At 60.1% G+C, this 26147-nt stretch carries 24 protein-coding genes and 3 pseudogenes; 18 read left to right on the forward strand and 9 right to left on the reverse strand.

The features are described 5' to 3' along the window. The first annotated feature begins 66 nt into the window (after positions 1-66). On the forward strand, positions 67-1488 hold the full coding sequence (locus AC1RO5_RS05285) for an aminotransferase-like domain-containing protein (RefSeq protein ID WP_493173354.1): 1422 nt from the start codon (positions 67-69) through the stop codon (positions 1486-1488). A gap of 59 nt (positions 1489-1547) precedes the next feature. Further along, positions 1548-3116: a phospholipase D family protein gene (locus AC1RO5_RS05290; RefSeq protein ID WP_493173356.1), complete on the forward strand. Its 1569-nt coding sequence runs from the start codon at positions 1548-1550 to the stop codon at positions 3114-3116. Positions 3117-3283: 167 nt separating this feature from the next. Here AC1RO5_RS05290 and AC1RO5_RS05295 read toward each other — a convergent pair whose 3' ends face one another. Further along, the gene (locus AC1RO5_RS05295) at positions 3284-4429 is read right to left on the reverse strand and encodes an MFS transporter (protein WP_019650101.1); all 1146 of its coding nucleotides are present in this window, start codon (positions 4427-4429) and stop codon (positions 3284-3286) included. 157 nt (positions 4430-4586) lie between these two features. After that, complete coding sequence (locus AC1RO5_RS05300; RefSeq protein ID WP_086944351.1) at positions 4587-6080, reverse strand: aldehyde dehydrogenase; 1494 nt, start codon at positions 6078-6080, stop codon at positions 4587-4589. A gap of 236 nt (positions 6081-6316) precedes the next feature. Between AC1RO5_RS05300 and AC1RO5_RS05305 the strand changes: the two genes are divergently transcribed. Beyond that, positions 6317-6679: a cupin domain-containing protein gene (locus tag AC1RO5_RS05305; protein WP_493173359.1), complete on the forward strand. Its 363-nt coding sequence runs from the start codon at positions 6317-6319 to the stop codon at positions 6677-6679. Between the two features lie 115 nt (positions 6680-6794). Here the strand turns inward: AC1RO5_RS05305 and rpmG are convergent, their stop codons facing one another. Beyond that, positions 6795-6950 carry a 50S ribosomal protein L33 gene (rpmG, locus tag AC1RO5_RS05310; RefSeq protein WP_003177274.1) on the reverse strand — a complete coding sequence of 52 codons (156 nt, stop codon included), beginning with the start codon at positions 6948-6950 and terminating at the stop codon, positions 6795-6797. Between the two features lie 11 nt (positions 6951-6961). Further along, positions 6962-7195: a 50S ribosomal protein L28 gene (rpmB, locus tag AC1RO5_RS05315; RefSeq protein ID WP_007894701.1), complete on the reverse strand. Its 234-nt coding sequence runs from the start codon at positions 7193-7195 to the stop codon at positions 6962-6964. Between the two features lie 447 nt (positions 7196-7642). Between rpmB and AC1RO5_RS05320 the strand changes: the two genes are divergently transcribed. Beyond that, the gene (locus tag AC1RO5_RS05320) at positions 7643-9229 is read left to right on the forward strand and encodes an ABC transporter substrate-binding protein (RefSeq protein ID WP_493173361.1); all 1587 of its coding nucleotides are present in this window, start codon (positions 7643-7645) and stop codon (positions 9227-9229) included. 69 nt (positions 9230-9298) lie between these two features. Here the strand turns inward: AC1RO5_RS05320 and AC1RO5_RS05325 are convergent. After that, positions 9299-9457: pseudogene (locus AC1RO5_RS05325) on the reverse strand (JAB domain-containing protein); the annotation flags it as partial. Between the two features lie 142 nt (positions 9458-9599). Here AC1RO5_RS05325 and AC1RO5_RS05330 point away from each other — a divergent pair. Genes AC1RO5_RS05330 through AC1RO5_RS05340 form a run of 3 tightly spaced genes read left to right on the forward strand, consistent with a single transcriptional unit; the run spans position 9600 to position 12861 of the window. Then, on the forward strand, positions 9600-10859 hold the full coding sequence (locus AC1RO5_RS05330) for a tyrosine-type recombinase/integrase (RefSeq protein WP_493173363.1): 1260 nt from the start codon (positions 9600-9602) through the stop codon (positions 10857-10859). Continuing rightward, positions 10856-11848, forward strand: coding sequence for a tyrosine-type recombinase/integrase (locus tag AC1RO5_RS05335; protein WP_493173365.1), 993 nt, complete (start codon positions 10856-10858; stop codon positions 11846-11848). The genes AC1RO5_RS05330 and AC1RO5_RS05335 overlap by 4 nt, the downstream gene beginning before the upstream one ends. Next, the gene (locus tag AC1RO5_RS05340; protein ID WP_493173367.1) at positions 11845-12861 is read left to right on the forward strand and encodes a tyrosine-type recombinase/integrase; all 1017 of its coding nucleotides are present in this window, start codon (positions 11845-11847) and stop codon (positions 12859-12861) included. The genes AC1RO5_RS05335 and AC1RO5_RS05340 overlap by 4 nt, the downstream gene beginning before the upstream one ends. A gap of 223 nt (positions 12862-13084) precedes the next feature. On the opposite strand, the pseudogene radC reads toward AC1RO5_RS05340, so the two are convergent. After that, positions 13085-13603: pseudogene (radC, locus tag AC1RO5_RS05345) on the reverse strand (RadC family protein); the annotation flags it as partial. A 135-nt stretch (positions 13604-13738) separates the two neighbouring features. Between radC and coaBC the strand changes: the two are divergent. The 5 genes and pseudogenes from coaBC (at position 13739) to AC1RO5_RS05370 (ending at position 18515) form a co-directional block, all read left to right on the forward strand. Then, positions 13739-14947 carry a bifunctional phosphopantothenoylcysteine decarboxylase/phosphopantothenate--cysteine ligase CoaBC gene (coaBC, locus tag AC1RO5_RS05350; RefSeq protein ID WP_493173838.1) on the forward strand — a complete coding sequence of 403 codons (1209 nt, stop codon included), beginning with the start codon at positions 13739-13741 and terminating at the stop codon, positions 14945-14947. Positions 14948-14952: 5 nt separating this feature from the next. Next, positions 14953-15408 (forward strand): dUTP diphosphatase, encoded by a 456-nt coding sequence (dut, locus tag AC1RO5_RS05355; RefSeq protein WP_007894692.1) that lies wholly within the window; start codon positions 14953-14955, stop codon positions 15406-15408. A gap of 342 nt (positions 15409-15750) precedes the next feature. Further along, positions 15751-17127 (forward strand): annotated as a pseudogene (locus AC1RO5_RS05360) (phosphomannomutase/phosphoglucomutase); the annotation flags it as partial. A gap of 25 nt (positions 17128-17152) precedes the next feature. Next, a complete protein-coding gene (gene argB, locus AC1RO5_RS05365) occupies positions 17153-18058 on the forward strand; it encodes an acetylglutamate kinase (RefSeq protein WP_018927486.1) in 906 nt (301 codons plus the stop codon). A 196-nt stretch (positions 18059-18254) separates the two neighbouring features. Further along, the gene (locus tag AC1RO5_RS05370) at positions 18255-18515 is read left to right on the forward strand and encodes a zinc ribbon-containing protein (RefSeq protein ID WP_019580466.1); all 261 of its coding nucleotides are present in this window, start codon (positions 18255-18257) and stop codon (positions 18513-18515) included. 91 nt (positions 18516-18606) lie between these two features. Here the strand turns inward: AC1RO5_RS05370 and pyrE are convergent, their stop codons facing one another. Continuing rightward, the gene (gene pyrE / locus AC1RO5_RS05375) at positions 18607-19251 is read right to left on the reverse strand and encodes an orotate phosphoribosyltransferase (protein ID WP_008038033.1); all 645 of its coding nucleotides are present in this window, start codon (positions 19249-19251) and stop codon (positions 18607-18609) included. Between the two features lie 82 nt (positions 19252-19333). On the opposite strand from pyrE, the gene crc reads away from it, so the two are divergent. After that, positions 19334-20113 carry a catabolite repression control protein Crc gene (crc, locus tag AC1RO5_RS05380; protein ID WP_007934608.1) on the forward strand — a complete coding sequence of 260 codons (780 nt, stop codon included), beginning with the start codon at positions 19334-19336 and terminating at the stop codon, positions 20111-20113. Positions 20114-20203: 90 nt separating this feature from the next. On the opposite strand, the gene AC1RO5_RS05385 is transcribed toward crc, so the two are convergent. Both AC1RO5_RS05385 and rph read right to left on the reverse strand, forming a co-directional pair. Next, positions 20204-20572: a DUF4870 domain-containing protein gene (locus tag AC1RO5_RS05385; protein ID WP_018927483.1), complete on the reverse strand. Its 369-nt coding sequence runs from the start codon at positions 20570-20572 to the stop codon at positions 20204-20206. A gap of 30 nt (positions 20573-20602) precedes the next feature. Then, complete coding sequence (rph, locus tag AC1RO5_RS05390; protein ID WP_007934600.1) at positions 20603-21325, reverse strand: ribonuclease PH; 723 nt, start codon at positions 21323-21325, stop codon at positions 20603-20605. A 268-nt stretch (positions 21326-21593) separates the two neighbouring features. On the opposite strand from rph, the gene AC1RO5_RS05395 reads away from it, so the two are divergent. The 5 genes from AC1RO5_RS05395 (at position 21594) to AC1RO5_RS05415 (ending at position 26089) form a co-directional block, all read left to right on the forward strand. Continuing rightward, entirely contained in the window at positions 21594-22457 is an 864-nt protein-coding gene (locus tag AC1RO5_RS05395; RefSeq protein WP_018927482.1) for a YicC/YloC family endoribonuclease, read from the forward strand. A gap of 12 nt (positions 22458-22469) precedes the next feature. Then, positions 22470-23090 (forward strand): guanylate kinase, encoded by a 621-nt coding sequence (gene gmk / locus AC1RO5_RS05400; RefSeq protein ID WP_493173370.1) that lies wholly within the window; start codon positions 22470-22472, stop codon positions 23088-23090. A gap of 167 nt (positions 23091-23257) precedes the next feature. Then, positions 23258-23521, forward strand: a complete 264-nt coding sequence (gene rpoZ, locus AC1RO5_RS05405; RefSeq protein WP_003177259.1) for a DNA-directed RNA polymerase subunit omega — start codon at positions 23258-23260, stop codon at positions 23519-23521. A 57-nt stretch (positions 23522-23578) separates the two neighbouring features. Next, positions 23579-25684: a bifunctional GTP diphosphokinase/guanosine-3',5'-bis pyrophosphate 3'-pyrophosphohydrolase gene (gene spoT / locus AC1RO5_RS05410; protein WP_007934594.1), complete on the forward strand. Its 2106-nt coding sequence runs from the start codon at positions 23579-23581 to the stop codon at positions 25682-25684. Positions 25685-25708: 24 nt separating this feature from the next. Then, positions 25709-26089 (forward strand): RidA family protein, encoded by a 381-nt coding sequence (locus AC1RO5_RS05415; RefSeq protein WP_003177257.1) that lies wholly within the window; start codon positions 25709-25711, stop codon positions 26087-26089. Positions 26090-26147 lie beyond the last annotated feature (58 nt).

The raw sequence follows: 26147 nt of genomic DNA on the forward strand, positions 1-26147 counted from the left end.
CTCTGAATCGCATATTTTTGCCCCATCTGTATTGGTTAACCGAATCACCCACATCGAGACTGCACCATGACCCTTTACGTCAACCTCGCCGAATTGCTCGGCACACGTATCGAACAAGGCTTCTATCGCCCCGGTGACCGGCTGCCCTCGGTGCGGGCGCTGAGTGTCGAACACGGGGTCAGCCTGAGCACGGTGCAGCAGGCCTATCGCGTGCTGGAAGACGTAGGTCTGGCGATGCCCAAACCCAAATCCGGCTATTTCGTACCGGTAAGCCGCGAGCTGCCGGAGCTGCCGGTGATTGGCCGCCCCGCCCAACGCCCGGTGGATATTTCGCAATGGGATCAGGTGCTGGAATTGATCCGCGCCGTGCCGCGCAAGGATGTCGTGCAGCTAGGCCGCGGCATGCCGGACATCACCTCGCCGACCATGAAACCGCTACTGCGCAACCTGGCACGAATCAGCCGCCAGCAGGACATGCGAGGCCTGTATTACGACAACATCTGCGGCACCCTTGAACTGCGCGAACAGATAGCCCGCATGATGCTCGACTCCGGTTGCCAGTTAAGCGCCAACGATCTGGTGGTCACCACCGGTTGCCACGAAGCGCTGTCGACCAGCATCCGCGCCATCTGCGGGCCGGGTGACATCGTCGCAGTGGATTCGCCAAGCTTTCACGGCGCCATGCAGACCCTCAAGGGCCTGGGCATGAAAGCGCTGGAAATCCCCACCGACCCGCTCACCGGCATCAGCCTCGATGCTTTGGAACTGGCCTTGGAGCAATGGCCGATCAAGGCCATACAGATAACCCCCAACTGCAACAACCCGCTGGGCTACATCATGCCGGAGTCGCGCAAACGTGCGCTGTTGAACCTCGCACAGCGTTTCGACGTGGCGATTATCGAGGACGATGTGTATGGCGAACTGGCCTACACCTACCCCCGCCCGCGTACGATCAAATCCTTCGACGAAGACGGCCGCGTCCTGCTCTGCAGTTCCTTTTCCAAGACCCTGGCACCGGGCCTGCGCATTGGCTGGGTCGCGCCGGGCCGTTATCTGGAGCGGGTGCTGCACATGAAGTACATCAGCACCGGCTCCACCGCGACGCAACCACAGATTGCGATCGCCGAATTTCTCAAGGCTGGCCACTTCGAACCGCATTTACGGCGGATGCGTATGCAATACCAGCGCAATCGCGACGCGATGATCGATTGGGTCACCCGTTATTTCCCGGCCGGCACCCGCGCCAGTCGTCCGCAAGGCAGCTTTATGCTGTGGGTCGAACTGCCGGAGGGCTTCGATACCCTGAAACTCAATCGTGCACTGCATGACCAGGGCGTACAGATTGCCGTCGGCAGTATCTTTTCCGCCTCGGGCAAATACCGTAATTGCCTGCGGATGAACTACTCCGCCAAGCCCACACCGCAGATCGAAGAAGCGGTGCGCAAGGTCGGTGCAGCGGCGATCAAACTGCTGGCGGAAACCGACTGACCTTTCTGCGGGATCCAGCGTCCATAGGCTAACAACGGCCGCCACCGGAACATTCCCCCGTGAGAATCAGACAGCCCCTGCTTGCTCTGCTGTTACTCACCTCGCTCCTGGGTGGCTGCGCGACGCTCCACGTCCCTCGCGAACCGAGTCAGGCCCTGCCTGCGGTGGACTCGGCGTTCGGTCGTTCAATCCAGACCCAGGCCGCTCCCCATCAGGGGCAATCAGGCTTTCGCTTGCTGTCCGATAGCACCGAGGCGTTCACCGCCCGTGCCGAGCTGATTCGCCACGCCCAAAGCAGCCTCGATCTGCAGTACTACATCGTTCATGACGGCATCAGCACGCGGATATTGATAAGCGAGCTGCTCAACGCCGCCGACCGTGGCGTAAGGGTGCGGATTCTGCTCGACGACACCACCAGCGATGGCCTGGACCGGATCATCGCAACCCTTGCCGCGCATCCGCAGATCCAGATCCGCGTGTTCAACCCCCTGCACCTGGGCCGCAGCACCGGCGTCACGCGAACCATGGGTCGTTTACTCAACGTATCGCTGCAGCACCGGCGCATGCACAACAAACTGTGGGTGGCGGACAACAGCGCGGCAATCGTTGGCGGGCGCAACCTGGGGGACGAGTATTTCGATGCCGAGACCAAACTGAATTTCACCGACATCGACATGCTCAGCGTCGGCCCGGTTGCAGAGCAGTTGGGACATAGCTTTGACCAGTACTGGAACAGCGCCCTGAGCAAACCGATCGAACAGTTTCTCTCAAGCAAGCCGAGCGCCAGGGACTTGAGAAATACCCGGACCCGACTGGCCGAGTCTCTGGAAGAAACGCGCAAACAGAACCACGCGCTTTATCTGCAGTTGATGACCTACACCACTCACCCGCGCCTGGACGTCTGGCGGCGGGAGCTGATCTGGGCCTGGAACCAGGCGCTGTGGGACGCACCGAGCAAGGTGTTGTCCGACGGAGAACCTGAACCGCACTTGCTGCTGAGCACCCAGTTGGCGCCTGAACTCAATGGGGTCAGCAAAGAGCTGATCATGATCTCCGCCTACGTCGTACCCGGCCAACCGGGGCTGGTGTACCTGACCGGTCGCGCCGATGCGGGGGTTTCGGTCAGTTTGCTGACCAACTCACTGGAAGCCACCGATGTACCCGCCGTGCACGGTGGGTATGCGCCTTATCGTAAAGCCTTGCTGGAGCATGGCGTGCAGCTGTTCGAATTACGCCGCCAGCCCGGAGACAACGGCAGCAGCGGATCGCGTCTGTTTTATAGCAATTCCAACAATGGCTCCGACTCCAGCCTGCACAGTAAGGCCATGATCTTCGACCGACAAAAAGCCTTCATCGGCTCATTCAACTTCGACCCGCGCTCGGTGTTGTGGAACACCGAAGTCGGGGTGCTGGTGGACAGCCCGGAACTCGCCGGGCGTGTGCGCGAACTGGCGCTGGAGGGTATGGCGCCGGCCCTCAGCTATCACGCGCGACTGGAAAAGGGTCAGATAGTCTGGGTCACCGAAGACGACGGCAAACAGCACACATTGACCAAGGAACCGGGGAGTTGGTGGCGGCATTTCAATTCATGGCTCAGCAGCACGATCGGCCTGGAGAAGATGCTGTAGTCAGGAGTCTGGTGATAAATTGTGGCGAGGGAGCTTGCTCCCGCTCGGCTGCGCAGCAGTCGCAAATCGGCGTCCGCGCTCTACCTGAGTAAGCGACAGCACATGATTTAGGGCCGCTGCGCGCCCCAGCGGGAGCAAGCTCCCTCGCCACAGGTTTTGTGCAGCGCTCAGGCCGGCTCGGCAACCACTCCAAACGCCCCTTGCCGCGATACCAGAATCACCAACCCCAACGCACCCGCCGCCATCAGCAACGGCAGGGCATGCCCGCTGATCCACTGGCTCCCGGCACCGGCCGCCAACGGCCCGATCAGGCAACCGATCCCCCACAGCTGTGCGATATGGGCATTGGCCCGCACCAGCGCATCGTCGCGATAACGCTCACCGATCAGGATCAGCGACAAGGTGAACAGACCACCGGCACTGGCGCCAAACAACACCCACAGCGGCCAGATCAACAGCGTATCAATCAGCAATGGAATCGCCAGGCTCGACAGCAGCAAAAGCATCGCACAACCGGTGAACAACGTACGTCGCGACAAGCGATCAGCCAGCGCGCCAATCGGCAATTGCAACAAGGCATCACCCACCACCACCGTACTGACCATCGCCAGGGCGATTTCCGTGGTGAAGCCCTGACGCAGGCAATAGACCGGTAACAAGGTCAGGATCATCGCTTCGAACGCGGCAAACAGCGACACCGCCCAGGCAATTGCCGGCAGGCCACGGCAGAAGTTCAGCAAGTCGTTGAGGGTCACGCTGCAGGCTTCACTGGTGGGCGCTCCGCTACGGCCCAGCAGCAGGAACGGTGACGTCATCAGCAAACCGACGCCAACCCAAAAACCGTAATCATGCTCGGTGCCCAACGCACCCAACAGTAACGGCCCAGCCAGCTGACTCAGCGCATAACTGCTGCCATACAGCGCTACCAATCGGCCGCGCCATTGCTCGACCACCAGTTGGTTGATCCAGCTTTCGCCAAGGATGAAGACGAGCGTCAGGATCACCCCGATCATCAACCGCAGCACCAGCCAGATCGGGTAGCTCGGCCACAGCGCCAGCAAGCCGATGGACACCGCCCCGGCCCACAGGCACAGGCGCATCAGATTGGCCGTGCCAAGACGGGCCGCGAGATGGCTAGAGATCTTCGCCCCCAGCAGCACGCCAATGGCTGGCATCGCCGCCATCACGCCAATCGCGAACGAGCCGTAACCCCAACCCTCCAGACGAAGCGATACCAATGGCATGCTGACGCCCAGGGCCAGGCCGACACTCAAGACAGACGCCAAGACGGCGAAATAAGTCGCCCAACGCATGTTCCACGCTCCTGTGGATATTTTATGTACAGCACAAAACAGTGTGGGAGCGTGCCTTTGTGGCGACGGGGGCAAGCCCCCTCACCACAAAAGCCCGCTCCCACAGGGGATCTATGTCGTTCAGGAGCCCGATTGACCACCGGGCTCCCTCACTTGCTTACAACTTGATCCAGGTCGCCTTCAGCTCGGTGTACTTGTCGAACGCGTGCAGCGACTTGTCGCGACCGTTGCCGGACTGCTTGAAGCCACCGAACGGCGCAGTCATGTCGCCGCCGTCGTACTGGTTGACCCACACACTGCCAGCGCGCAAAGCCTTGGCGGTGAGGTGAGCCTTCGAGATATCCGTGGTCCATACCGCCGCCGCGAGGCCGTAAGGGGTGTCGTTGGCAATCGCAACGGCTTCTTCGGCGGTATCGAAGGTGATCACCGACAACACGGGGCCAAAGATCTCTTCCTGGGCAATTTTCATTGCGTTGCTGACACCGTCGAAAATCGTCGGCTCAACGTAGGTGCCCCCGGTTTCCTGAAGAATGCGCTTGCCACCAGCCACCAGTTTGGCGCCATCGGTGTGACCGGATTCGATGTAGGACAGCACGGTGTTCATCTGCTGGGTATCCACCAGCGCACCGACGTTGGTCGCCGGATCCAGCGGATTGCCCGGCTTCCAGGCCTTGAGGGCTTCGATCACCAATGGCAGGAATTTGTCTTTGATCGAACGCTCGACCAGCAGGCGCGAACCTGCGGTGCAGACTTCGCCCTGGTTGAAGGCAATGGCGCTGGCAGCCGATTCAGCGGCGGCTTGCAGGTCTGGCGCATCGGCGAACACGATGTTCGGGCTCTTGCCACCGGCTTCGAGCCAGACGCGCTTCATGTTCGATTCGCCGGAGTAGATCAGCAGTTGCTTGGCGATCTTGGTCGAACCGGTGAACACCAGGGTGTCGACGTCATTGTGCAGGGCCAAGGCCTTGCCGACGGTGTGACCGTAACCCGGCAGCACGTTCAGCACACCTTTCGGGATACCGGCCTCAACCGCCAGCGCTGCAATGCGAATAGCCGTCAGCGGCGATTTTTCGGAAGGTTTGAGAATCACCGAGTTACCGGTGGACAGCGCCGGGCCGAGTTTCCAGCAGGCCATCATCAACGGGAAGTTCCACGGCACGATCGCACCGACCACACCAACCGGCTCGCGAGTCACCAGCCCCAGCTGATCGTGCGGGGTGGCGGCGACTTCGTCGTAGAGCTTGTCGATGGCCTCACCGCTCCAGCTCAGGGCTTGTGCCGCGCCGGGAACGTCGATGTACAGGGAATCGCTGATCGGCTTGCCCATGTCCAGGGTTTCGAGCAGGGCCAGCTCTTCGGCGTGCTGTTTCAGCAGGCCGGCAAAACGAATCATGGTGGCTTTGCGTTTGGTCGGCGCCAGGCGCGACCAGGCGCCGGAATTGAACGTGGCGCGAGCGTTTTCCACGGCGCGCTGGGCGTCGGCGGCGTCACAGCTGGCAATCTTGCCCAGCAGACGGCCATCAACCGGGCTGATGCACTCGAACGTTTCACCGGAGACTGCATCGGTGTATTCGCCATTGATGTAGGCGCGGCCTTCGATCTTCAGATCGCGAGCCCGTTGTTCCCAGTCGGCACGAGTCAGGGTGGTCATACGAGTGTCCTCCTCTTATTGAATACGAGCGCCCGCGCTCTTCGCGGGTGCTGTCAGGAATTCTGCCCGGCCAGCCTGCTTTTCGGCTCAAGGCAACCGTTACCCTAAACCAGCGGCGGGTGAAGTTTCAATATATTTGACATAAGGCCGTTAAACGGCCTTGCGATGTTCATTTTAATAAACATAGACTTTCAATTTTCCAGCCAGTCGCGCCGTAATCACGGGGGAATACCAGCATGAGCATTCAGGATATTGTCGATTTCAGTCAGGCCACCACCCAGCCCGATCGCTATCGGCCAGACCCGGCGAAAGTCCTCAAGGGCGACCCCGAGCAAGCGGTGTACAACCACTACAACATTCCGTGCGGCCAGATGAGTGCAGGCGTTTGGGAAGGCGAAATCGGTCAGTGGCGGGTGAACTACACCGAACACGAGTACTGCGAAATCGTTCAGGGGGTTTCAGTGCTGCGCGATGACGACGGCGGCGCCAAGACCCTGCGCATAGGCGATCGCTTCGTGATTCCGGCCGGTTTCAAAGGCACCTGGGAAGTGCTGGAGCCGTGCCGCAAGATTTATGTGGTGTTTGAACAGAAGGCTTGAGGGTTTGTGCTGTCTGGGCTTGCCCGCGATGGAGCCCTGACAGACGATGCAAAACGGCAACAAAAAAGGCCCGTATCTCGCGATACGGGCCTTTTTCGTAAGGAGGAAAAATCAATTACTTGATTTTGCCTTCTTTGTAGATCACGTGCTTGCGAACAACCGGATCATATTTCTTGATCTCGATTTTGTCCGGAGTAGTGCGCTTGTTCTTGTCGGTAGTGTAGAAGTGACCAGTACCGGCGCTCGAAATCAAACGAATCAATTCACGCATGATTAGCTCCCTTAGATCTTGCCGGCTTTGCGGATTTCGGCCAGCACGACAGTGATGCCACGCTTGTCGATGATACGCATGCCTTTGGCAGATACGCGCAGACGCACGAAACGTTTCTCTTCTTCAACCCAGAAGCGATGATGCTGCAGGTTCGGCAGGAAACGACGACGGGTTTTGTTGTTTGCGTGGGAAATGTTATTCCCAGTCACCGGACCCTTACCGGTAACTTGACATACTCTCGACATGCCTCAGCCCTCTAAAACCACATGCCCAACCCGGCATGGGTTGGCCGCTTAATCTCTCAGTCATTTGGCGCCAGGCGCCGCGTTTCTTTAGAGGTCTTACCGGCTACACCTACAAGTGAAGGAACCGGGCCCCTAGAAAAGAGCGCTGCTTTATACCAGAAAGACCAGAGAGCAACAACAACCGGTGTGAATTGAGTTGATAAAAACCCGGTTTTTCGGGCGCCGAGTGCCTTGGACAAAGGCTGAGCCCGATAGCGACCGCTCGTCGCAGAGAATCGGCCAACGGACCAATTCAGGGTTTTTCTCAACCATCACTCACCGAAAACAATCGCCCATACTCCCCTGAAAATGAAAAAGGGGATAGTCATTTGCAAAAGAGCCCACTAGGGTAAGCCTTTTCCAGACTGCACTTGCAGATGGGCCTTCGATCTGTAAAGGAATCCGACCATGCGCCTCGCTGCCCTACCACTGTTGCTCGCCCCGCTTCTGCTGAGCCCGCTGGCCCATGCCGCCGCCCTGAGCGTCTGCACCGAGGCCAGCCCTGAAGGGTTCGACGTGGTGCAATACAACTCGTTGACCACCACCAACGCCTCGGCCGACGTGCTGATGAACCGCCTGGTGGACTTCGACACCGCCAGCGGTAAAGTGGTCGCCAGCCTCGCGGACAGCTGGGACGTCACGCCCGACGGCCTGACCTACGTCTTCAAATTGCATCCGCAGGTGAAATTTCACCACACCGAGTATTTCAGCCCGACGCGCGACCTGACCGCCGAAGACGTGAAATTCAGTTTCGACCGCATGCTCGATCCGGCAAACCCGTGGCACAAAATCGCCCAGAGCGGCTTCCCGCACGCTCAGTCGATGCAGTTACCGACACTGATCAAGAAGATCGACGCCCTGGACCCACTCACCATCCGTTTCACCCTCGATCACCCTGACTCGACGTTCCTGCCGACCCTGACCATGGGCTTCGCCTCGATCTATTCGGCCGAGTACGCCGACCAACTGATGAAGGCCGGCACTCCGGAGAAGCTCAACAGCCAGCCGATCGGCAGCGGCCCGTTCATCTTCACGCGTTTCCAGAAAGATGCCTCGATTCGCTATAAGGCCAACCGTGACTACTTCCAGGGCAAGCCATCGGTGGACCCGTTGATCTTCGCGATCACCCCGGACGCCAACGTGCGCTTGCAGAAATTGCGTCGCAACGAGTGCCAGATCGCCCTGTCGCCGAAACCGCTGGACGTACAGGCTGCGAAGCAGGAGCCGACCCTGAAGGTGGAAAAGACTGACGCCTTCATGACCGCATTCGTCGGCATCAACAGCCAGCATCCGCCGCTGGACAAGCCGGAAGTGCGCCAGGCAATCAACCTGGCGTTCGACAAGGCCAACTACCTCAAGGCCGTATTCGAAGACACCGCCGAGCCTGCCAACGGGCCCTACCCGCCCAATACCTGGAGCTATGCCAAAAACTTGCCGGGCTACCCGCATGATGTCGAGAAAGCCCGGGCATTGATGACCAAGGCCGGGCTCAAGAACGGTTTCCAGACCACTATCTGGACTCGCCCTTCCGGTAGCCTGCTGAACCCCAACCCGAGCCTCGGCGCGCAATTGCTTCAATCCGACCTGGCGGAAATCGGCATTCAGGCCGAGATCCGCGTGATCGAATGGGGCGAACTGATTCGCCGCGCCAAGGCCGGCGAGCACGATCTGCTGTTCATGGGCTGGGCCGGCGACAACGGTGACCCAGACAACTTCCTCACGCCGCAGTTTTCCTGCGCGGCGGTCAAAGCCGGCACCAACTTCGCCCGTTACTGCAACCAGGATCTGGACAAGCTGATCAGCGCAGGCAAGACCACCGGCGAGCAAGGTGTACGCACCAAGCTCTACGAACAGGCCCAGGCGCAGATCCAGCAACAGGCATTGTGGCTGCCACTGGCCCACCCGACGGCCTTCGCCCTGACGCGCAAAGACGTCGAGGGTTATCGGGTCAGCCCGTTTGGTCGCCAGGATTACTCGAAGGTCAACCTCAAGTAATCAGCGTCGCCACAAAACCTGTGGGAGCGGGCTCGCTCCCACAGGGACTCATTTGCCCACCTTCCCCTCTCACATCCACCCGTACTCGGCCATGGACAACGGTTCGCCGTCACCGACAATGAAATGGTCGAGCACCCGCACATCGATCAGGTCCAGCGCTTCTTGCAGGCGCTTGGTCAGCACTCGGTCGGCTTGACTGGGGTTGGAGTTACCCGACGGATGGTTGTGGCAGTTATGTGCCCCGTTTTCTTATGTGCCCGAAGGTAGCCACACCGGCGTAGATCAAGGATTTCGGCCCAGCATCAAGGCACATAACCGCAAGCCAAGCGCAGCATGACATCTCCTTCGCTTTTCTAGAGAGGTGGTTGTCATGTTGGAACATCACTTTCGGTCGTTCAAGGCGATTGACCGCATCAGGGCCCTGTGGCTGGGCCCACAGATTGAGCGTTACGTCCAGTCGCTCGACGAGCGGCACACGTCCAATGACACGGTTCGGCAGCATGTCCGGGCGCTCGCGCACTTCAACGATTTCGCCATCGCAAGAGGCGCTACGCAGTTGCAGGAGCTTCCCGATCATGTCGATCCTTTCGTCGAACGATGGAAGGCCGAACATGGCGGCTGGTGCAAGAACGCTCATGACATGGCGGCAGTTGTCGCGCAAAGCCGTATTCCCGTGGAGCGGATGTTGTGCGTGGCCTTGTCCGGCTACACGCGACCGAGCAATAAGCCTGCTATGCCGTTTTCCGTCTCCGTCCCGGACTTCTTCACCTTTTTGCTGGAGGAGAAGGGGTTGCTCCGTACCACGCTGCACAACTACATCTACACGCTGCGTCCATTCGAGTCGTACCTAGCGCAAGCCGGTATCGCCTTGGCCGGGCTGACGCCTGCTTGCATCACCGATTTCCTCAGCGAGCGCGCAAAAACCCTACACAAATCCGGCATGCTCAACAGCGCAGGGACCTTGCGCGTCTTTCTCCGCTATCTGCACCGAGAGGGCATCGTGGTCACGGATCTCGTGCGCAGTGTGCCGCGCGGGCGTAGCTACAGGCAGGCCTCCATTCCTCGCGCCATTCGCTGGGAGGATGTCAAGCGACTGCTTGCCAGCATCGATCGGCGCTCGGACCAGGGCAAGCGCGACTATGCCATTCTGGTGCTGCTGGCCAGCTATGGGCTGCGTGCTAGGGAGATCGCGGCCCTCTGCCTGGACGACTTCGACTGGAAGCACGCCCAGGTCAGTATTCCCATGCGCAAAGGTGGGCACTCGACCCGCTATCCACTCTCGGCGACAGCCGGCGAAGCGGTCATTGAGTATCTGCAGGTTCGACGCACCGACGTGGTACATCGCCAAGCCTTTCTCACGGTCAAGTCGCCCTACGCGCCCATGCAGCACGCCACGGTTTCATCGATGGTCGGCATCCGGCTGCGAGCCGCCGGCATCCAGGTATCCCGAGCTGGATCACACACCCTGCGCCACGCCTGTGTGCAGCATCTCGTCGAAGCCGATGTTCCCTTCAAGGTCATCGGCGACTACGTCGGCCACCGCAACCCGGCCTCCACACTGGTCTACGGCAAGGTGGCGCTGCACAAGCTGCGCGAACTGGTCATCGCAAACGCGGAGGACGTGTTATGACCGCCCACTGGAATGGCTTTCACAGCCCCCTCGCGCCTCACATCGAACAGTACCTGCGCGCCAAGCGGGCCATGGGATGCAAGTTCGCCAACGAAGACCGCCAACTGCGTCTGCTCGACCGGTTCCTGGATGAACAAGGCATCGACAGCATTGAGGCGATCAATGCTGGATACCTGCAGGCCTTCTTGATTTCCCGCCATCGCACCAACCCACGCAGCTACAACAACTTGCTGAGCAATGTGCGACGACTGTTCGACTGGATCGTCAGCCAGCAGCTGCTCGCGGTGTCCCCTGTACAAGCCAAAGCGCAGCCGCAGACGGCCCGGCGGCTGCCTTTCCTGTTCCCGCCCGAGGCCATCCGGCAACTGCTGGCCCATGCCAAGGCATTGCAGGACAACTCGCGCGCGCCGCTGCGGGGCGCCACCTACGAGATGATTTTCGCCTTACTGGCCGGCCTCGGTCTCCGGGTTGGAGAGGTAGCCTGCCTGCAATGGGGCGACGTGGACCCGGAGCGCGAAGTCCTGGAGATCCGAAACACCAAGTTTGGCAAGGACAGGCTGGTGCCATTCGGCCCCAAGCTGGCCGCCAGGCTGCGCAGCTATTTGGCCCTACGCGAGGCCCGAGGTTATGCCTGCGCGGGTGCCTGCTTCCTGTTCTCCTGGAATGGACGAGACCCCATCAGCACGAACAGCATCCGCAATACGTTCCGCGATGACCTGCTGCCGCAATTGGCCCTGGATGTCCCGGCCGGTGTCTTCGGACCGCATGTCCACGGACTGCGTCATTCGTTTGCAGTCCGAACGCTGCTGAAGTGGTATCGCCAGGGGATTGCGCCTGCCGATCGCCTGCATCATCTGTCGACCTTCCTCGGGCACCTCAACCCAGCCAGCACGGCCGTGTACCTGACCATCACCAGTGACCTGCTCAGTGCTGCCAACGAGCGCTTCGAGGCCTTTGCACCCTTGCTTGCCGAAGAGGTGACGCCATGAAACTCCAGAGTTTTTCATCGGTCATCCATGGCTACATCCTGGACTACCTTCCCCGGCACAAGGGCTTGCAGCCCAGCACTATCCGCAGTTACCGCGACAGCCTGCGCCTGTTCCTGGTCTTCGTCGCCGGAGCGCATCACCGGGGCGTAAGCGAACTGGAGCTGGAACATCTGGACTACCACGCGGTGCTCGCTTTCCTGCGCAACATGGAGGTCGAACGTGGCAACGCCATCAGCACGCGCAACCAGCGCCTGGCGGCGCTGCACGCGCTCTACGAGTACATCAGCCGCACAGTCCCCGAGATGCTACCGTCCTGCGCAAAGGTCGCGGCCATTCCGATGAAGCGCTGCCCTCTGCCGGAGATGAAGTTCCTTGCACGCGATGAAGTCGAAGCCTTGTTCGCCAGCATTCCCGCTCAGGACAGGCTCTCGATACGCGATCGCGCGCTCTTGATGCTGCTGTACAACACGGGGGCGCGTGTCTCCGAAGTGGCCCAGTTGACGGTCGGCCAGCTCGATTTGCAGTCGCCCGCCCAGGTTCGATTGCTGGGCAAAGGCTCGAAGTGGCGGACCTGCCCCTTGTGGAGCCAGACGGCGAAGGCCTTGCAAGCCATGTTGGACGAACGCGCCGCCTCCTTGGGGCCCGCCGAGTCGGTGTTCGTCGGGACGGGCGGAGCGCCGATGACCCGCTTCGGTATCTACAAGCGCATCCGCCACCTTGCGCAGGCCTGGGAGACCTCGGCCAGGCCCTTTTCGCAGATCCGGGTCACGCCACATGTGTTTCGGCATACCACCGCGGTTCATCTGCTCGAAGCTGGCGTCGAGGTGAATGTCATTCGGGGCTGGCTGGGGCACGTCAGGCTGGAGACGACGAACCGGTATGCCGAAATCACCATCCGCATGAAGACCGATGCTCTGGAGCTGTGCGAGCCCGTCGCTGCAAACCTGGGACGCTCGCGCAAACCCGCGTGGCAGGACGATGCCGCAATGCTGGCTTGGCTGTCGTCCTTGTAGTCACAACCCGCGGCTGGGCTGGACGACCTGCTTTCGCTTCGCTTGAACGTCCAGCCTCACAACAACCATCCATCTGCCGATCGGGCGGGGATTCGCCGTCTTGGCGGCTCGCCCGTTATGTCTCCTGCGACTGGGCAAAAATCCTTGATCTACGCCGGTGTCGCCGCCTTCGGGCACATAAGAGAACGGGGCACATAATGTTCATTTTGTGGCGCGCCACAAAATGGCAGAGGATCAACGCTGCGGCGTTGTGGGCCAAAGCGCGTTTAACCACTTGTCTTGGATAGACACTGGTACTGTCGATGGAGCCGCGAAACAGCACTTCAAAGGTCAACACTTGATGTTTTGAATCCAAAAACAGACACCCGAATACCTCGTGAGGCTCGTGGCGCAGCATCGACTTCAGGTAGTCACGAACCGCCTGCGGATTTTCCAGCGCCGATTTTTGCCGTGCACGTTCGGCTAAATGCCGCCTGCCCATTTCCTGTGCCGCTTGCAACTGAGCGAATTTCGCTGGCCCGAGCCCCAATTGCCTGCTGAACGCAGTTTGATCGGCTTCGAGCAGTGACCGCAGGCTGCCAAACTGATTCAACAGATGTCGTGCCAGATCTACTGCACTTTTACCCGATACACCGGTACGTAAAAAAATCGCTAGCAACTCGGCGTCCGAAAGACTCCCCGAACCCAACTCAAGTAACCTCTCCCGCGGTCGCTCCGCCGCTGGCCAATCGCGAATGCTCATAACACCTCCATGTAAGTGGGCGCCGCTGTTCCGTAGCGGTCGCTGTGATATCGTAGCCCATCTTTTTTGCGGGCGATTTCACCCCTGGGGAGGGGGTATCGCCATGCAGTCATCAACGAAATGAAAGGCAGACCTATGCAGCGGCTGTATCGGAAACGCATCGTTCTGGGCGTCGGCGGCGGCATTGCTGCCTACAAGAGCGCCGAGCTGGTTCGCCGCCTGATCGACCAGGGCGCCGAAGTGCGCGTGGTCATGACCCGTGGCGGCAGCGAATTCATTACCCCGCTGACCATGCAGGCCCTGTCCGGGCACCCGGTCCACCTGGACCTGCTGGACCCGGCGGCCGAAGCCGCCATGGGCCACATCGAACTGGCCAAATGGGCCGACCTGGTGCTGATTGCCCCCGCCACCGCGGACCTGATCGCCCGCCTGGCCCAAGGCATTGCCGACGACCTGCTGACCACGCTGGTGCTGGCCACCGACGCAGTGGTCGCCGTGGCGCCGGCGATGAATCAGGCCATGTGGCGCGACCCGGCGACCCAGGCCAACCTGCAGACCCTCGAAAGCCGCGACCTCAAAGTCTTCGGCCCGGCTTCCGGCAGCCAGGCCTGCGGCGACGTCGGCATGGGCCGCATGCTCGAAGCCACCGACCTCGCCCAATGCGCGGCTGACTGCTTCCAGCGCCAGGCGCTGACCGGCAAACACGTGCTGATCACCGCTGGTCCGACCCAGGAAAACATCGACCCGGTGCGCTACATCACCAACCACAGTTCCGGAAAGATGGGCTTTGCCCTGGCCGAAGCCGCGGTGGAAGCCGGCGCCCGCGTGACCCTGATCACCGGTCCCGTGCACCTGCCGACCCCGGATCGCGTCACGCGCATCGACGTGGTCAGCGCTCGCGACATGCTCGCGGCCTGTGAAGCCGCGATTCCTTGCGACTTGTTTATCGCCTCGGCAGCGGTCGCGGACTACCGTCCGGAAGTCGTGGCCCCACAGAAACTCAAGAAAGACCCTACAAGCGGCGACGGCTTGTTGCTACAGATGGTGCGCAACCCAGACATCCTGGCCACCATCGCCACCCGTCCCGACCGTCCATTCAGTGTCGGCTTTGCCGCCGAAACCGAACACCTGCTCGACTACGCTGCCCGCAAGTTGAAAGACAAGAACCTCGATCTGATCGTCGCCAACGACGTCGCCAACCCGAGTATTGGCTTCAACAGCGAAGAAAACGCCTGCAGTGTGATCGACCGGAAGCTGCACGCCACTGTTTTTGCCCAGACCAGCAAGGGCAAGATTGCCCGCCAGCTGATCACTTTTATCGCCGAACGTCTGAACCAGGTTTAATTTACATGCACGCTTTGCAAGCCAAGATCCTCGACCCACGCATCGGCACCGAATTTCCGCTGCCGCAGTACGCCACGCCCGGCTCCGCCGGCCTCGACCTGCGCGCCATGCTGGAAAAAGACACCGTCATCAAGCCGGGCGAAACCCTGCTGATCCCTACCGGCCTGTCGGTGTATATCGGCGACCCGGGCCTGGCGGCCTTGATTCTGCCGCGCTCGGGCCTGGGCCATAAGCACGGCATCGTGCTGGGCAACCTGGTCGGCCTGATCGACTCCGATTACCAGGGCCCACTGATGGTGTCGTGCTGGAACCGTGGCCAGACCGATTTCAACATGGTCGTTGGCGAACGCCTCGCACAACTTGTTCTGGTACCAGTGGTTCAAGCGCACTTCGAAATGGTCGAAGAGTTCGTCGAAACCCAGCGCGGCACCGGCGGGTTCGGACATTCCGGCAGTCACTGATGTGCCCCCTGTGGCGAGCGAGCTTGCTCGCGCTGGGCAGCGTAGCGGCCCCACGATTCTGGCGACTATCGCCGACTTTGTGAGCGCTGCGCACTCAAGCGGGAGCAAGCTCCCTCACCACAAATCGCACAGACGTCATCTGGAAGGTTTACCACTGAAAATCAAGGCATTGGTTGACCCAATACTCGTCGACATTGGTGGCATGGCCTTTTCGCACCACGAACTCTCTGCGGAAAACGCCGTCATACCCTTCAGTTCGAGCCAGCCGACGAGCTTTTCGCCGGCAGGTCCAGCCACTTTCGAGATGGAGCATTCCTACAGATGAGCACCCCAGCCCAAGTCGCACCCAAGTTCCCCGACAGCATCTTCCGCGCCTACGACATTCGTGGCACCGTCCCGGAATTCTTGAACGCTGAAACCGCTTATTGGCTCGGTCGCGCCATCGGCTCCCAGAGCCTGGCCCAGGGCGAACCCAATGTGTCCGTCGGCCGCGACGGTCGCCTGTCCGGCCCGGAACTGGTGGAACAACTGATTCAGGGCCTGGCCGACAGCGGTTGCCACATCAGCGACGTCGGCCTGGTGCCAACGCCTGCGCTGTACTACGCCGCCAACGTACTGGCCGGCAAATCCGGAGTGATGCTCACCGGCAGCCACAACCCGTCGAACTACAACGGCTTCAAGATCGTCATTGCCGGCGACACCTTGGCCAATGAACAGATCCAGGCCCTGCACGACCGCCTCAAGACCAACAACCTGACCAGCGGCAAGGGCAGCATCACCAAGGTCGAGATCCTCGACCGCTACAACACCGAAATCGTCCAGGACATCAAACTCGCCCGCCGCCTGAAAGTCGTGGTCGATTGCGGTAACGGCGCGGCCGGCGTGATTGCCCCACAACTGATCGAAGCCCTGAACTGCGAAGTCATCCCGCTGTTCTGCGAAGTCGATGGCAACTTCCCGAACCATCACCCGGACCCGGGCAAGCTGGAAAACCTGGTAGACCTGATCGCCAAGGTCAAGGAAACCAACGCCGACCTGGGCCTGGCCTTCGACGGCGATGGCGACCGCGTGGGCGTGGTCACCAACACCGGCAGCGTCGTGTTCCCGGACCGCCTGCTGATGCTGTTCGCCAAAGATGTGGTAGCACGCAACCCCGACGCGGAAATCATCTTCGACGTCAAATGCACCCGCCGCCTGATCCCGCTGATCAAGGAATATGGCGGTCGTCCGCTGATGTGGAAAACAGGTCACTCGCTGATCAAAAAGAAAATGAAACAATCCGGCGCCCTGTTGGCCGGCGAAATGAGCGGGCACATCTTCTTCAAGGAGCGCTGGTTCGGTTTCGACGACGGTATCTACAGCGCCGCGCGGTTGCTGGAGATCCTCAGCAAGGAAAAATCCACCGCGGAAGAGTTGTTCGCGACCTTCCCGAACGATATTTCTACGCCGGAAATCAATATCCATGTGACCGAAGAGAGCAAATTCAGCATCATTGATGCACTGCACGACGCGCAGTGGGGTGAAGGCGCCGACCTGACCACCATTGACGGCGTGCGAGTCGACTATGCCAAAGGCTGGGGCCTGGTTCGCGCCTCCAACACCACACCGGTGCTGGTACTGCGTTTCGAGGCCGATGACGAGGCTGAATTGCAACGCATCAAGGATGTGTTCCACGTCCAGCTGAAGCGCGTTGCACCTGATCTCCAATTACCGTTTTGATCTATTGAAGCACCCGGAGCCCTGAATGACCCTCGAACGCGAAGCCGCCGCCAACACCGCCAAGGTCCTGTCCGAAGCGCTGCCTTATATTCGCCGCTATGTCGGCAAGACGCTGGTGATCAAATACGGCGGCAACGCGATGGAAAGCGAGGAGCTGAAAACCGGCTTCGCCCGCGACATCGTGCTGATGAAAGCCGTCGGCATCAACCCGGTGGTGGTTCACGGCGGCGGCCCGCAAATCGGCGACCTGCTCAAGCGACTGTCGATCGAGAGCCACTTTGTCGATGGCATGCGCGTCACCGACGCCGCGACCATGGACGTGGTGGAAATGGTCCTCGGCGGCCAGGTCAACAAGGACATCGTCAACCTGATCAACCGTCACGGCGGCAGCGCCATCGGCCTGACCGGTAAAGACGCCGAGCTGATTCGCGCAAAGAAGCTCACCGTCACCCGCCAGACCCCGGAGATGACCCAGCCGGAAATCATCGACATCGGCCACGTCGGCGAAGTGGTCGGGATCAACACCGACCTGCTGAACCTGCTGGTCAAAGGCGATTTCATTCCGGTGATCGCGCCGATCGGCGTCGGTGCCAACGGCGAGTCGTACAACATCAACGCCGACCTGGTGGCCGGTAAAGTGGCCGAGGCTCTGAAAGCTGAGAAGCTGATGCTGCTGACCAACATCGCCGGCCTGATGGACAAGAGCGGCAAGGTTCTGACCGGCCTGAGCACCCAGCAAGTCGACGATCTGATCGCCGATGGCACCATCTACGGCGGCATGCTGCCGAAGATCCGTTGCGCGCTGGAAGCGGTACAGGGCGGCGTGGGCAGCTCGCTGATCATTGATGGTCGAGTGCCAAATGCAATTCTGCTGGAAATCTTCACCGACACCGGTGTGGGTACGCTGATCAGCAATCGCAAGCGTCCCTGATTCAAAACCTTAAAAAGATCGCAGCCTTTCGGCAGCACCTACGGATTTCGGATGTACGAAAGACCTGTAGGAGCTGACGAAGTCTGCGATCTTTTTTATGCGCGCCAGAAATGCCTGACCTGATTGGGCGAAACGTCCGACTTCACGAAGGAAGCAATCTGCATAGGATCTTCTCTGTACCCACAGGAGATTTACCATGCAAAAAGACTACGTCCCCTACGGCAGCGATGTTTCACCTGGCACCTATGCCTGTGTCGATTGCGGTCACGAATACTCGAATCAGGGCAAAACATCGATGCCGCCCTGCCCGCAACTCCGCAAAACCGCACACACCCGTCATGGCTGGAGAATTCTGACTGGCCAGGGCGATGCTGTGGCTGATCCGTACCCGGAGAAAACCAATAAACCCACCGGGATCAAAAAGGCCGAGACATTCAGCAGCACCAGCAAAAAATAAATCTGAGGGACCGGGCCATACATAAACAAAAGACCCCGCTCAACTTGCTGAGCGGGGTCTTTTGCTGTCTGCAATCCCTGTGGGAGCGTGGTTACACGCCGAACTGGGCGCGGTAGGCTTCAACCGCAGGCAAATGCTGCTTGAGCTGCGGATCGTCAGCCAGGAACTCCAGCACCTGGTTCAGCGAAACGATGCTGATCACCGGAATGCCGAAGTCACGCTCCACTTCCTGAATGGCCGACAACTCACCATTGCCACGCTCCTGACGGTTCAGGGCGATCAGCACACCGGCAGCTTTGGCACCGTCCTGGGAGGCGATGATCTGCATCACTTCACGGATGGCGGTGCCCGCAGTGATCACGTCGTCGATGATCAGCACGTCGCCAGTCAATGGCGCGCCGACCAGGCTGCCGCCTTCGCCGTGGGCCTTGGCTTCCTTGCGGTTGAAGCACCATGGCAGGTCACGGTCGTGATGTTCGGCCAGCGCCACGGCGGTAGTAGCCGCCAACGGGATGCCTTTGTAGGCCGGGCCGAACAGTACGTCGAAGGGAATACCGCTCTCGACGATGGCTGCCGCGTAGAAACGACCCAGCTGCGCCAGGGCCGAACCTGAGTTGAACAGGCCGGCATTGAAGAAGTATGGACTGGTGCGCCCGGACTTCAGGGTGAACTCACCGAAGCGCAAAACGCCGCGATCGATGGCAAAACGAATGAAATCGCGTTGATACGCTTGCATGAAAAAAACCCCAAATACCACGGATTTAGCTAATTAGGTAGACGCCGTGTATCATACCCGCACGCGATTTTTGGGGCCACTTATGCGGATCATCAGTGTGAACGTCAATGGTATTCAGGCTGCAGTCGAGCGTGGTTTGCTCAGTTGGCTGCAAGCACAGAATGCCGACGTCATCTGCCTGCAGGACACCCGCGCCTCCGCCTTTGAACTGGACGACCCAGCCTTCCAACTGGATGGCTACTTCCTTTATGCCTGCGAAGCCGAAGTTCCCGCCCAAGGTGGCGTGGCTTTGTACTCGCGGTTGCAACCGAAGGCTGTCATCAGCGGTCTCGGCTTCGAGACGGCCGACCGCTACGGGCGCTACCTGCAAGCCGATTTCGACAAGGTCAGCATCGCGACCTTGCTGCTCCCTTCGGGGCAGAATGGCGATGAAGACTTGAACCAGAAGTTCAAGCTAATGGACGACTTCGCCCGTTATCTGGATAAACAGCGACGCAAACGTCGCGAGTACATTTATTGTGGCTCGCTGTACGTGGCGCAACAGAAGCTGGATATCAAGAACTGGCGCGACAGCCAGCAATCCCCGGGCTTCCTGGCGCCTGAGCGTGCCTGGATGGACGAGATTGTCGGCAACATGGGTTATGTCGACGCCCTGCGGGAAGTCAGCCGCGAAGGCGACCAGTACAGCTGGTGGCCGGACAACGAACAGGCCGAGATGCTCAACCTGGGCTGGCGTTTCGACTACCAGTTGCTGACCCCGGGCCTGCGCCGCTTCGTACGCAGCGCACGCCTGCCGCGTCAGCCACGGTTCTCGCAGCACGCACCGCTGATCGTGGACTACGACTGGACGCTGACGATCTAAGCGTCTTTTCGCAGATGCAAAAAAGCCGACATTGCTGTCGGCTTTTTTGTGCGCGCTGATTTTTGCTTTCCGTGGGGACTTTGCTGGCTGTTACTTGATCAACCGCCAGGTGAAGGGATAGCGGTAAGGCACCCCGTCATTGGCCTTGAGCCCGGCAATGATGCACAGCACCATCGCCCCGATCAGGACCAGCGGCAGCAGCGCAAAACCGATCAACACCAGCATCAGCACGTAACAGATGCCCGAGACCAGGGCCACGGTGATCTGAAAGTTCAGCGCTTCTTTGCCTTGGGCATCGATGAACGGGTCCGCTTCACGCTTCCACTGCCAGAGTATCAGCGGCCCGATCAGGTGACCGAACGGAAACCAGACACCGAGAAACGCCGAGAGGTGACAAAACATCGCCCACTGGCGAGCCTCGGAGCTCGGGGTAGGAAGCAACTGCTGTTCATCACTCATGGCGCTCTCCTTTGCCGGACATCAAAACAATCAGTCAGCCAGTGCAGCCTTCTGCAGTTCGAAAATCTCGATCATGCCTTTCTTCGCCAGTGCCAGCATCGCGTTCAGCTCTTCCGGCTGGAACGGCGCGCCTTCGGCAGTGCCCTGGACTTCGATGAAGCCACCAGTGCTGGTCATCACCACGTTGAGGTCAGTCTCTGCAGCCGAGTCTTCCAGGTAGTCGAGGTCAAGCACAGGTTCGCCCTGATACATGCCCACCGAAACGGCAGCGATCATTTGCTTGAGCGGGTCGCCACCTTTGAGGCCACCGCGCTTCTTGATCACTTTCAAGGCATCGACCAGTGCAACCATGGCGCCGGTGATGGACGCGGTGCGGGTGCCGCCGTCAGCCTGGATCACGTCGCAGTCGACGTACAGGGTGACGTCGCCCAGCTTGGACATGTCCAGCGCAGCGCGCAGGGAACGACCGATCAGACGCTGGATTTCCAGAGTGCGGCCGCCTTGCTTGCCGCGGCTTGCCTCACGCTGGTTACGCTCGCCAGTGGCGCGCGGCAGCATGCCGTATTCAGCGGTCAACCAGCCCTGGCCCTGACCCTTGAGGAAACGCGGCACGCCGTTCTCGACGCTGACGGTGCAGATAACCTTGGTATCACCGAACTCGACCAGTACAGATCCCTCGGCGTGTTTGGTGTAGTTGCGGGTAATGCGGATCGAGCGGAGCTGATCGGCAGCGCGACCACTTGGACGTTTCATAGGGAGTACCTGTACGGGGGACGGAAAACTGCCGAGCATTATAGAGCCGTGGGCCGCGAGTGGGCACTTCTAAAAAATTCGCCCGACGATTGAAGGCTCTGAATAGAGCGTAGCCGACGGTCTGCAGCTCATTGTCACAGCGTGTGATTGGGCGCATCCGCCCCACTGCGCTACAATCCTGCGCCTTTGCTGCCTGTCGGCTTTAATTCACAGATAGCGGGTCCGCGAACCATGGGTTACGCGCCGACCTGCATTGCGAGGTACCTCCATGGTGCACAGCATGACCGCCTTCGCCCGCGTCGAGAAAGCCGGCGTCCAGGGCACCCTGAGCTGGGAGCTGCGCTCGGTCAACAGCCGCTACCTGGAACCCCATCTGCGCCTGCCGGAATCTTTCCGCGACCTCGAGGGCGCGGTCCGTGAAGCCCTGCGCCAGGGAATTTCCCGGGGCAAGCTCGAATGCACCCTGCGTTTCACCGAAGAAAGCACTGGCAAACCGCTGCAAGTGGACCGCGAGCGCGCCGCGCAACTGGTCGCTGCCGCCGAGACCGTCGCCAGCCTGATCAAGAACCCAGCCGCGCTGAACCCGCTGGAAGTCCTGGCCTGGCCCGGCGTGCTGGTGGCCGACGCCGCCGACCCGCAAGCGCTGAATGCCGAAGCCATGGCGCTGTTCAACCAGGGCCTGAAAGAACTCAAGGCCGGCCGCGAGCGCGAAGGCGCGGAGCTGGCGCGGTTGATCAACGAGCGCCTGACGTCCATTGAAGAAGATGTGGTGATCCTGCGTGAGCTGGTCCCGCAGATGCTCGCCACTCAGCGTCAGAAAGTCCTCGACCGCTTCACCGACATGAAGGCCGACCTCGACCCGCAGCGCCTGGAGCAGGAAATGGTCATGCTCGCGCAAAAGAGCGACGTCGCCGAAGAACTGGATCGCCTGAGCACTCACATCATCGAAGTTCGCCGGGTGCTCAAATCCGGCGGCGCTGCCGGTCGGCGCCTGGACTTCCTGATGCAGGAGCTCAACCGCGAAGCCAACACACTGGGCTCCAAAGCCTTCGACCCGCGCAGCACCCAAGCAGCGGTCAACCTCAAGGTGTTGATCGAGCAGATGCGCGAACAAGTGCAGAATATTGAGTAAGGCAAACCTGACATGACCCACAGTACCGGCACCCTGTACATCATTTCCGCACCTTCGGGCGCGGGCAAGAGCAGCCTGGTCAAAGCCCTGACCGACGCTGATCAGGAGATCCGCGTCTCGGTCTCCCACACCACCCGCGCCATGCGCCCCGGTGAAGTGAACGGCGTGAACTATCACTTCGTCGACCGCAGCGAGTTCGTGAAGATGATCGAGCACGGGGACTTCCTCGAGCGTGCCGAAGTGTTCGGCAATCTCTACGGCACTTCGCAAAGCCACCTGCAGCAGACCCTGGACGAAGACCACGACCTGATTCTGGAAATTGACTGGCAGGGTGCAGAGCAAGTGCGCAAGTTGATGCCCCAGGCCCGTTCGATCTTCATTCTGCCGCCGTCGCTGGAGGCCTTGCACCAGCGCCTGACCAATCGCGGCCAGGACAGTGACGAGATCATCGAAGGCCGGATGCGCGAAGCCGTCAGCGAGATGAGCCACTATGTCGACTACGACTACCTGATCATCAACGACAATTTCGCCCACGCACTGGACGATCTGAAGGCGATTTTCCGCGCCAATCAGCTGCATCAGAAGCGTCAGCAGCAACGTCATGGCAAATTATTGGCTGAATTGCTCGGCTAATCAGCTCTTCCCAAAACCGCTGCAAGGGCTTTACATTGGTGCTTATAGCGCGTTGAAGAGCCTGGTCAAAAAATCAGCGCTTCCCTAATCGCTGGTGATTTTTTAAACTGTTGAGTCCGCTCGCCCAACCGGGCAGCGCGCATATTGCATTCGCTCCGAGGAATACCATGGCCCGCGTAACCGTTGAAGACTGCCTAGAACACGTGGAAAACCGCTTTGAGCTGGTCATGCTCTCTACCAAGCGTGCCCGTCAACTGGCCACCGGTGGCAAAGAGCCCCTGGTTCAGTGGGAAAACGACAAGCCTACAGTTGTAGCGCTGCGTGAAATCGCTGAAGGCCTGATGAGCTACGAGTTCATCGCCAACGCTGAAATCGTCGAAGACGAACCGCTGTTCGCAGCGTTCGAGGACGAGTCCAACGAGGCAGTATAAGGCCATGCCTGGTCGACGTAGCACGGCGCGGGGTCATAGCAAACGGCAGGTGTCATCATGCCGAGCATAGACGCCCTCGCCGATCGCTTATCGACCTACCTCGGCAAGGACCAGGTCAACCTGGTCCGCCGAGCGTACTTCTACGCCGAACAAGCCCACGACGGCCAACGCCGCCGTAGCGGTGAGGCGTACGTCACGCATCCTCTTGCGGTGGCGAATATTCTTGCCGACATGCACATGGACCATCAAAGCTTGATGGCTGCAATGCTGCATGACGTGATCGAAGACACCGGTATTGCCAAGGAAGCGCTGCAAGCGCAGTTCGGCGAAACCGTGGCCGAACTGGTCGACGGGGTCAGCAAACTGACCCAGATGAACTTCGAGACCAAAGCCGAAGCCCAGGCCGAAAACTTCCAGAAAATGGCCATGGCCATGGCGCGCGACATTCGCGTGATCCTGGTCAAGCTGGCCGACCGCCTGCACAACATGCGCACCCTGGAAGTGCTGTCCGGCGAAAAGCGCCGGCGGATCGCCAAGGAAACCCTGGAAATCTATGCGCCCATTGCCAACCGGCTGGGCATGCACGCCATCCGCATAGAATTCGAAGACCTCGGTTTCAAGGCCATGCACCCGATGCGTTCCGCGCGGATCAACCAGGCGGTCAAGCGCGCCCGGGGCAACCGCAAGGAAATCGTCAACAAGATCGAAGAGTCCCTCAGCCACTGCCTGGCCATCGACGGCATTCAGGGCGAGGTCAGCGGTCGTCAGAAACACCTCTACGGCATCTATAAGAAAATGCGCGGCAAGCGTCGGGCCTTCAACGAGATCATGGACGTTTATGCGTTCCGGATCATCGTCGACAAGGTCGATACCTGCTACCGCGTGCTGGGTGCTGTGCATAATTTGTACAAACCGTTGCCGGGGCGCTTCAAGGATTACATTGCGATCCCCAAGGCCAACGGCTACCAGTCGCTGCACACCACACTGTTCGGCATGCACGGTGTACCGATCGAGATCCAGATCCGCACCCGTGAAATGGAAGAGATGGCCAACAACGGCATCGCCGCCCATTGGCTGTACAAATCCAGCGGCGACGAGCAGCCCAAAGGTACTCACGCCCGCGCCCGTCAGTGGGTCAAAGGCGTGCTGGAGATGCAGCAACGGGCCGGCAACTCGCTGGAATTCATCGAGAGCGTGAAGATCGACCTGTTCCCGGACGAGGTCTACGTGTTCACGCCCAAGGGCCGGATCATGGAGCTGCCCAAAGGCTCCACGGCAGTCGACTTCGCTTACGCGGTGCACACCGATGTGGGCAACAGCTGCATTGCCTGTCGGATCAACCGTCGTCTCGCGCCGCTGTCCGAACCGCTGCAAAGCGGCTCCACGGTCGAGATCGTCAGCGCCCCCGGCGCGCGGCCGAACCCGGCATGGCTCAACTTCGTAGTCACCGGCAAGGCACGGACCCACATCCGCCATGCGCTTAAGCTGCAACGCCGCTCCGAATCCATCAGCCTCGGCGAACGCCTGCTGAACAAGGTGCTCAACGGCTTCGACAGCTCGCTGGAAAAAGTCCCGGCCGAGCGTGTGCAGTTGATGCTCCACGAATACCGCCTGGAACTGATCGAAGACCTGCTCGAAGACATCGGCCTGGGCAATCGCATGGCTTACGTGGTCGCCCGCCGCCTGCTCGGCGAAGGCGAACAGCTGCCAAGTCCGGAAGGCCCGCTGGCGATTCGCGGTACCGAAGGCCTGGTGCTCAGTTACGCCAAGTGCTGCACACCAATCCCTGGCGACCCGATTGTCGGCCATCTGTCCGCCGGCAAAGGGATGGTGGTGCACCTGGACAACTGCCGCAACATCAGCGAAATCCGCCACAACCCGGAAAAATGCATCCAGCTCTCGTGGGCCAAGGATGTCACCGGCGAATTCAACGTCGAGCTGCGCGTCGAACTGGAACACCAGCGCGGCCTGATCGCCCTGCTGGCCAGCAGCGTCAACGCGGCCGACGGCAATATCGAAAAAATCAGCATGGACGAACGCGACGGTCGTATCAGCGTGGTCCAACTGGTGGTCAGCGTGCACGACCGCGTGCACCTGGCCCGCGTGATCAAGAAACTGCGCGCCCTGACCGGGGTCATCCGCATCACCCGCATGCGCGCGTAGCCCACCCTTCACAAGGAGTCATACATGACCAAGACCGTTATCAACAGCGACAAGGCCCCGGCCGCCATCGGTACTTACTCCCAGGCGATCAAGGCTGGCAACACCGTTTACATGTCGGGTCAGATTCCTCTGGACCCAAAAACCATGGAACTGGTCGAAGGCTTCGAAGCCCAGACCGTCCAGGTGTTCGAGAACCTCAAAGCCGTGGCTGAAGCTGCCGGTGGTTCGTTCAAGGACATCGTCAAACTGAACATTTTCCTCACCGACCTGAGCCACTTCGCCAAGGTCAACGAGATCATGGGCAAGTACTTCGACCAGCCTTACCCTGCCCGCGCCGCCATCGGCGTTGCAGCCCTGCCAAAGGGTTCACAGGTTGAAATGGATGCCATTCTGGTCATCGAGTAATGTGTCCGGCGCAGCCTTGCGAGGCTGCGCCGACTGATCTTGTACAAAGGGTTCTGAA

The sequence above is a fragment of the Pseudomonas sp. GW822-FHT02G04 genome (assembly GCF_058802085.1).

What these genes read in the sequence shown, in the direction of transcription:
- AC1RO5_RS05285 (WP_493173354.1), top strand. Translation starts at nt 67, where the DNA reads ATGACCCTTTACGTCAACCTCGCCGAATTGCTCGGCACACGTATCGAA.
- AC1RO5_RS05295 (WP_019650101.1), bottom strand. Translation starts at nt 4,429, where the DNA reads ATGCGTTGGGCGACTTATTTCGCCGTCTTGGCGTCTGTCTTGAGTGTC.
- AC1RO5_RS05300 (WP_086944351.1), bottom strand. Translation starts at nt 6,080, where the DNA reads ATGACCACCCTGACTCGTGCCGACTGGGAACAACGGGCTCGCGATCTG.
- AC1RO5_RS05305 (WP_493173359.1), top strand. Translation starts at nt 6,317, where the DNA reads ATGAGCATTCAGGATATTGTCGATTTCAGTCAGGCCACCACCCAGCCC.
- rpmG (WP_003177274.1), bottom strand. Translation starts at nt 6,950, where the DNA reads ATGCGTGAATTGATTCGTTTGATTTCGAGCGCCGGTACTGGTCACTTC.
- rpmB (WP_007894701.1), bottom strand. Translation starts at nt 7,195, where the DNA reads ATGTCGAGAGTATGTCAAGTTACCGGTAAGGGTCCGGTGACTGGGAAT.
- AC1RO5_RS05320 (WP_493173361.1), top strand. Translation starts at nt 7,643, where the DNA reads ATGCGCCTCGCTGCCCTACCACTGTTGCTCGCCCCGCTTCTGCTGAGC.
- AC1RO5_RS05330 (WP_493173363.1), top strand. Translation starts at nt 9,600, where the DNA reads ATGTTGGAACATCACTTTCGGTCGTTCAAGGCGATTGACCGCATCAGG.
- AC1RO5_RS05335 (WP_493173365.1), top strand. Translation starts at nt 10,856, where the DNA reads ATGACCGCCCACTGGAATGGCTTTCACAGCCCCCTCGCGCCTCACATC.
- AC1RO5_RS05340 (WP_493173367.1), top strand. Translation starts at nt 11,845, where the DNA reads ATGAAACTCCAGAGTTTTTCATCGGTCATCCATGGCTACATCCTGGAC.
- coaBC (WP_493173838.1), top strand. Translation starts at nt 13,739, where the DNA reads ATGCAGCGGCTGTATCGGAAACGCATCGTTCTGGGCGTCGGCGGCGGC.
- dut (WP_007894692.1), top strand. Translation starts at nt 14,953, where the DNA reads ATGCACGCTTTGCAAGCCAAGATCCTCGACCCACGCATCGGCACCGAA.
- argB (WP_018927486.1), top strand. Translation starts at nt 17,153, where the DNA reads ATGACCCTCGAACGCGAAGCCGCCGCCAACACCGCCAAGGTCCTGTCC.
- AC1RO5_RS05370 (WP_019580466.1), top strand. Translation starts at nt 18,255, where the DNA reads ATGCAAAAAGACTACGTCCCCTACGGCAGCGATGTTTCACCTGGCACC.
- pyrE (WP_008038033.1), bottom strand. Translation starts at nt 19,251, where the DNA reads ATGCAAGCGTATCAACGCGATTTCATTCGTTTTGCCATCGATCGCGGC.
- crc (WP_007934608.1), top strand. Translation starts at nt 19,334, where the DNA reads ATGCGGATCATCAGTGTGAACGTCAATGGTATTCAGGCTGCAGTCGAG.
- AC1RO5_RS05385 (WP_018927483.1), bottom strand. Translation starts at nt 20,572, where the DNA reads ATGAGTGATGAACAGCAGTTGCTTCCTACCCCGAGCTCCGAGGCTCGC.
- rph (WP_007934600.1), bottom strand. Translation starts at nt 21,325, where the DNA reads ATGAAACGTCCAAGTGGTCGCGCTGCCGATCAGCTCCGCTCGATCCGC.
- AC1RO5_RS05395 (WP_018927482.1), top strand. Translation starts at nt 21,594, where the DNA reads ATGGTGCACAGCATGACCGCCTTCGCCCGCGTCGAGAAAGCCGGCGTC.
- gmk (WP_493173370.1), top strand. Translation starts at nt 22,470, where the DNA reads ATGACCCACAGTACCGGCACCCTGTACATCATTTCCGCACCTTCGGGC.
- rpoZ (WP_003177259.1), top strand. Translation starts at nt 23,258, where the DNA reads ATGGCCCGCGTAACCGTTGAAGACTGCCTAGAACACGTGGAAAACCGC.
- spoT (WP_007934594.1), top strand. Translation starts at nt 23,579, where the DNA reads ATGCCGAGCATAGACGCCCTCGCCGATCGCTTATCGACCTACCTCGGC.
- AC1RO5_RS05415 (WP_003177257.1), top strand. Translation starts at nt 25,709, where the DNA reads ATGACCAAGACCGTTATCAACAGCGACAAGGCCCCGGCCGCCATCGGT.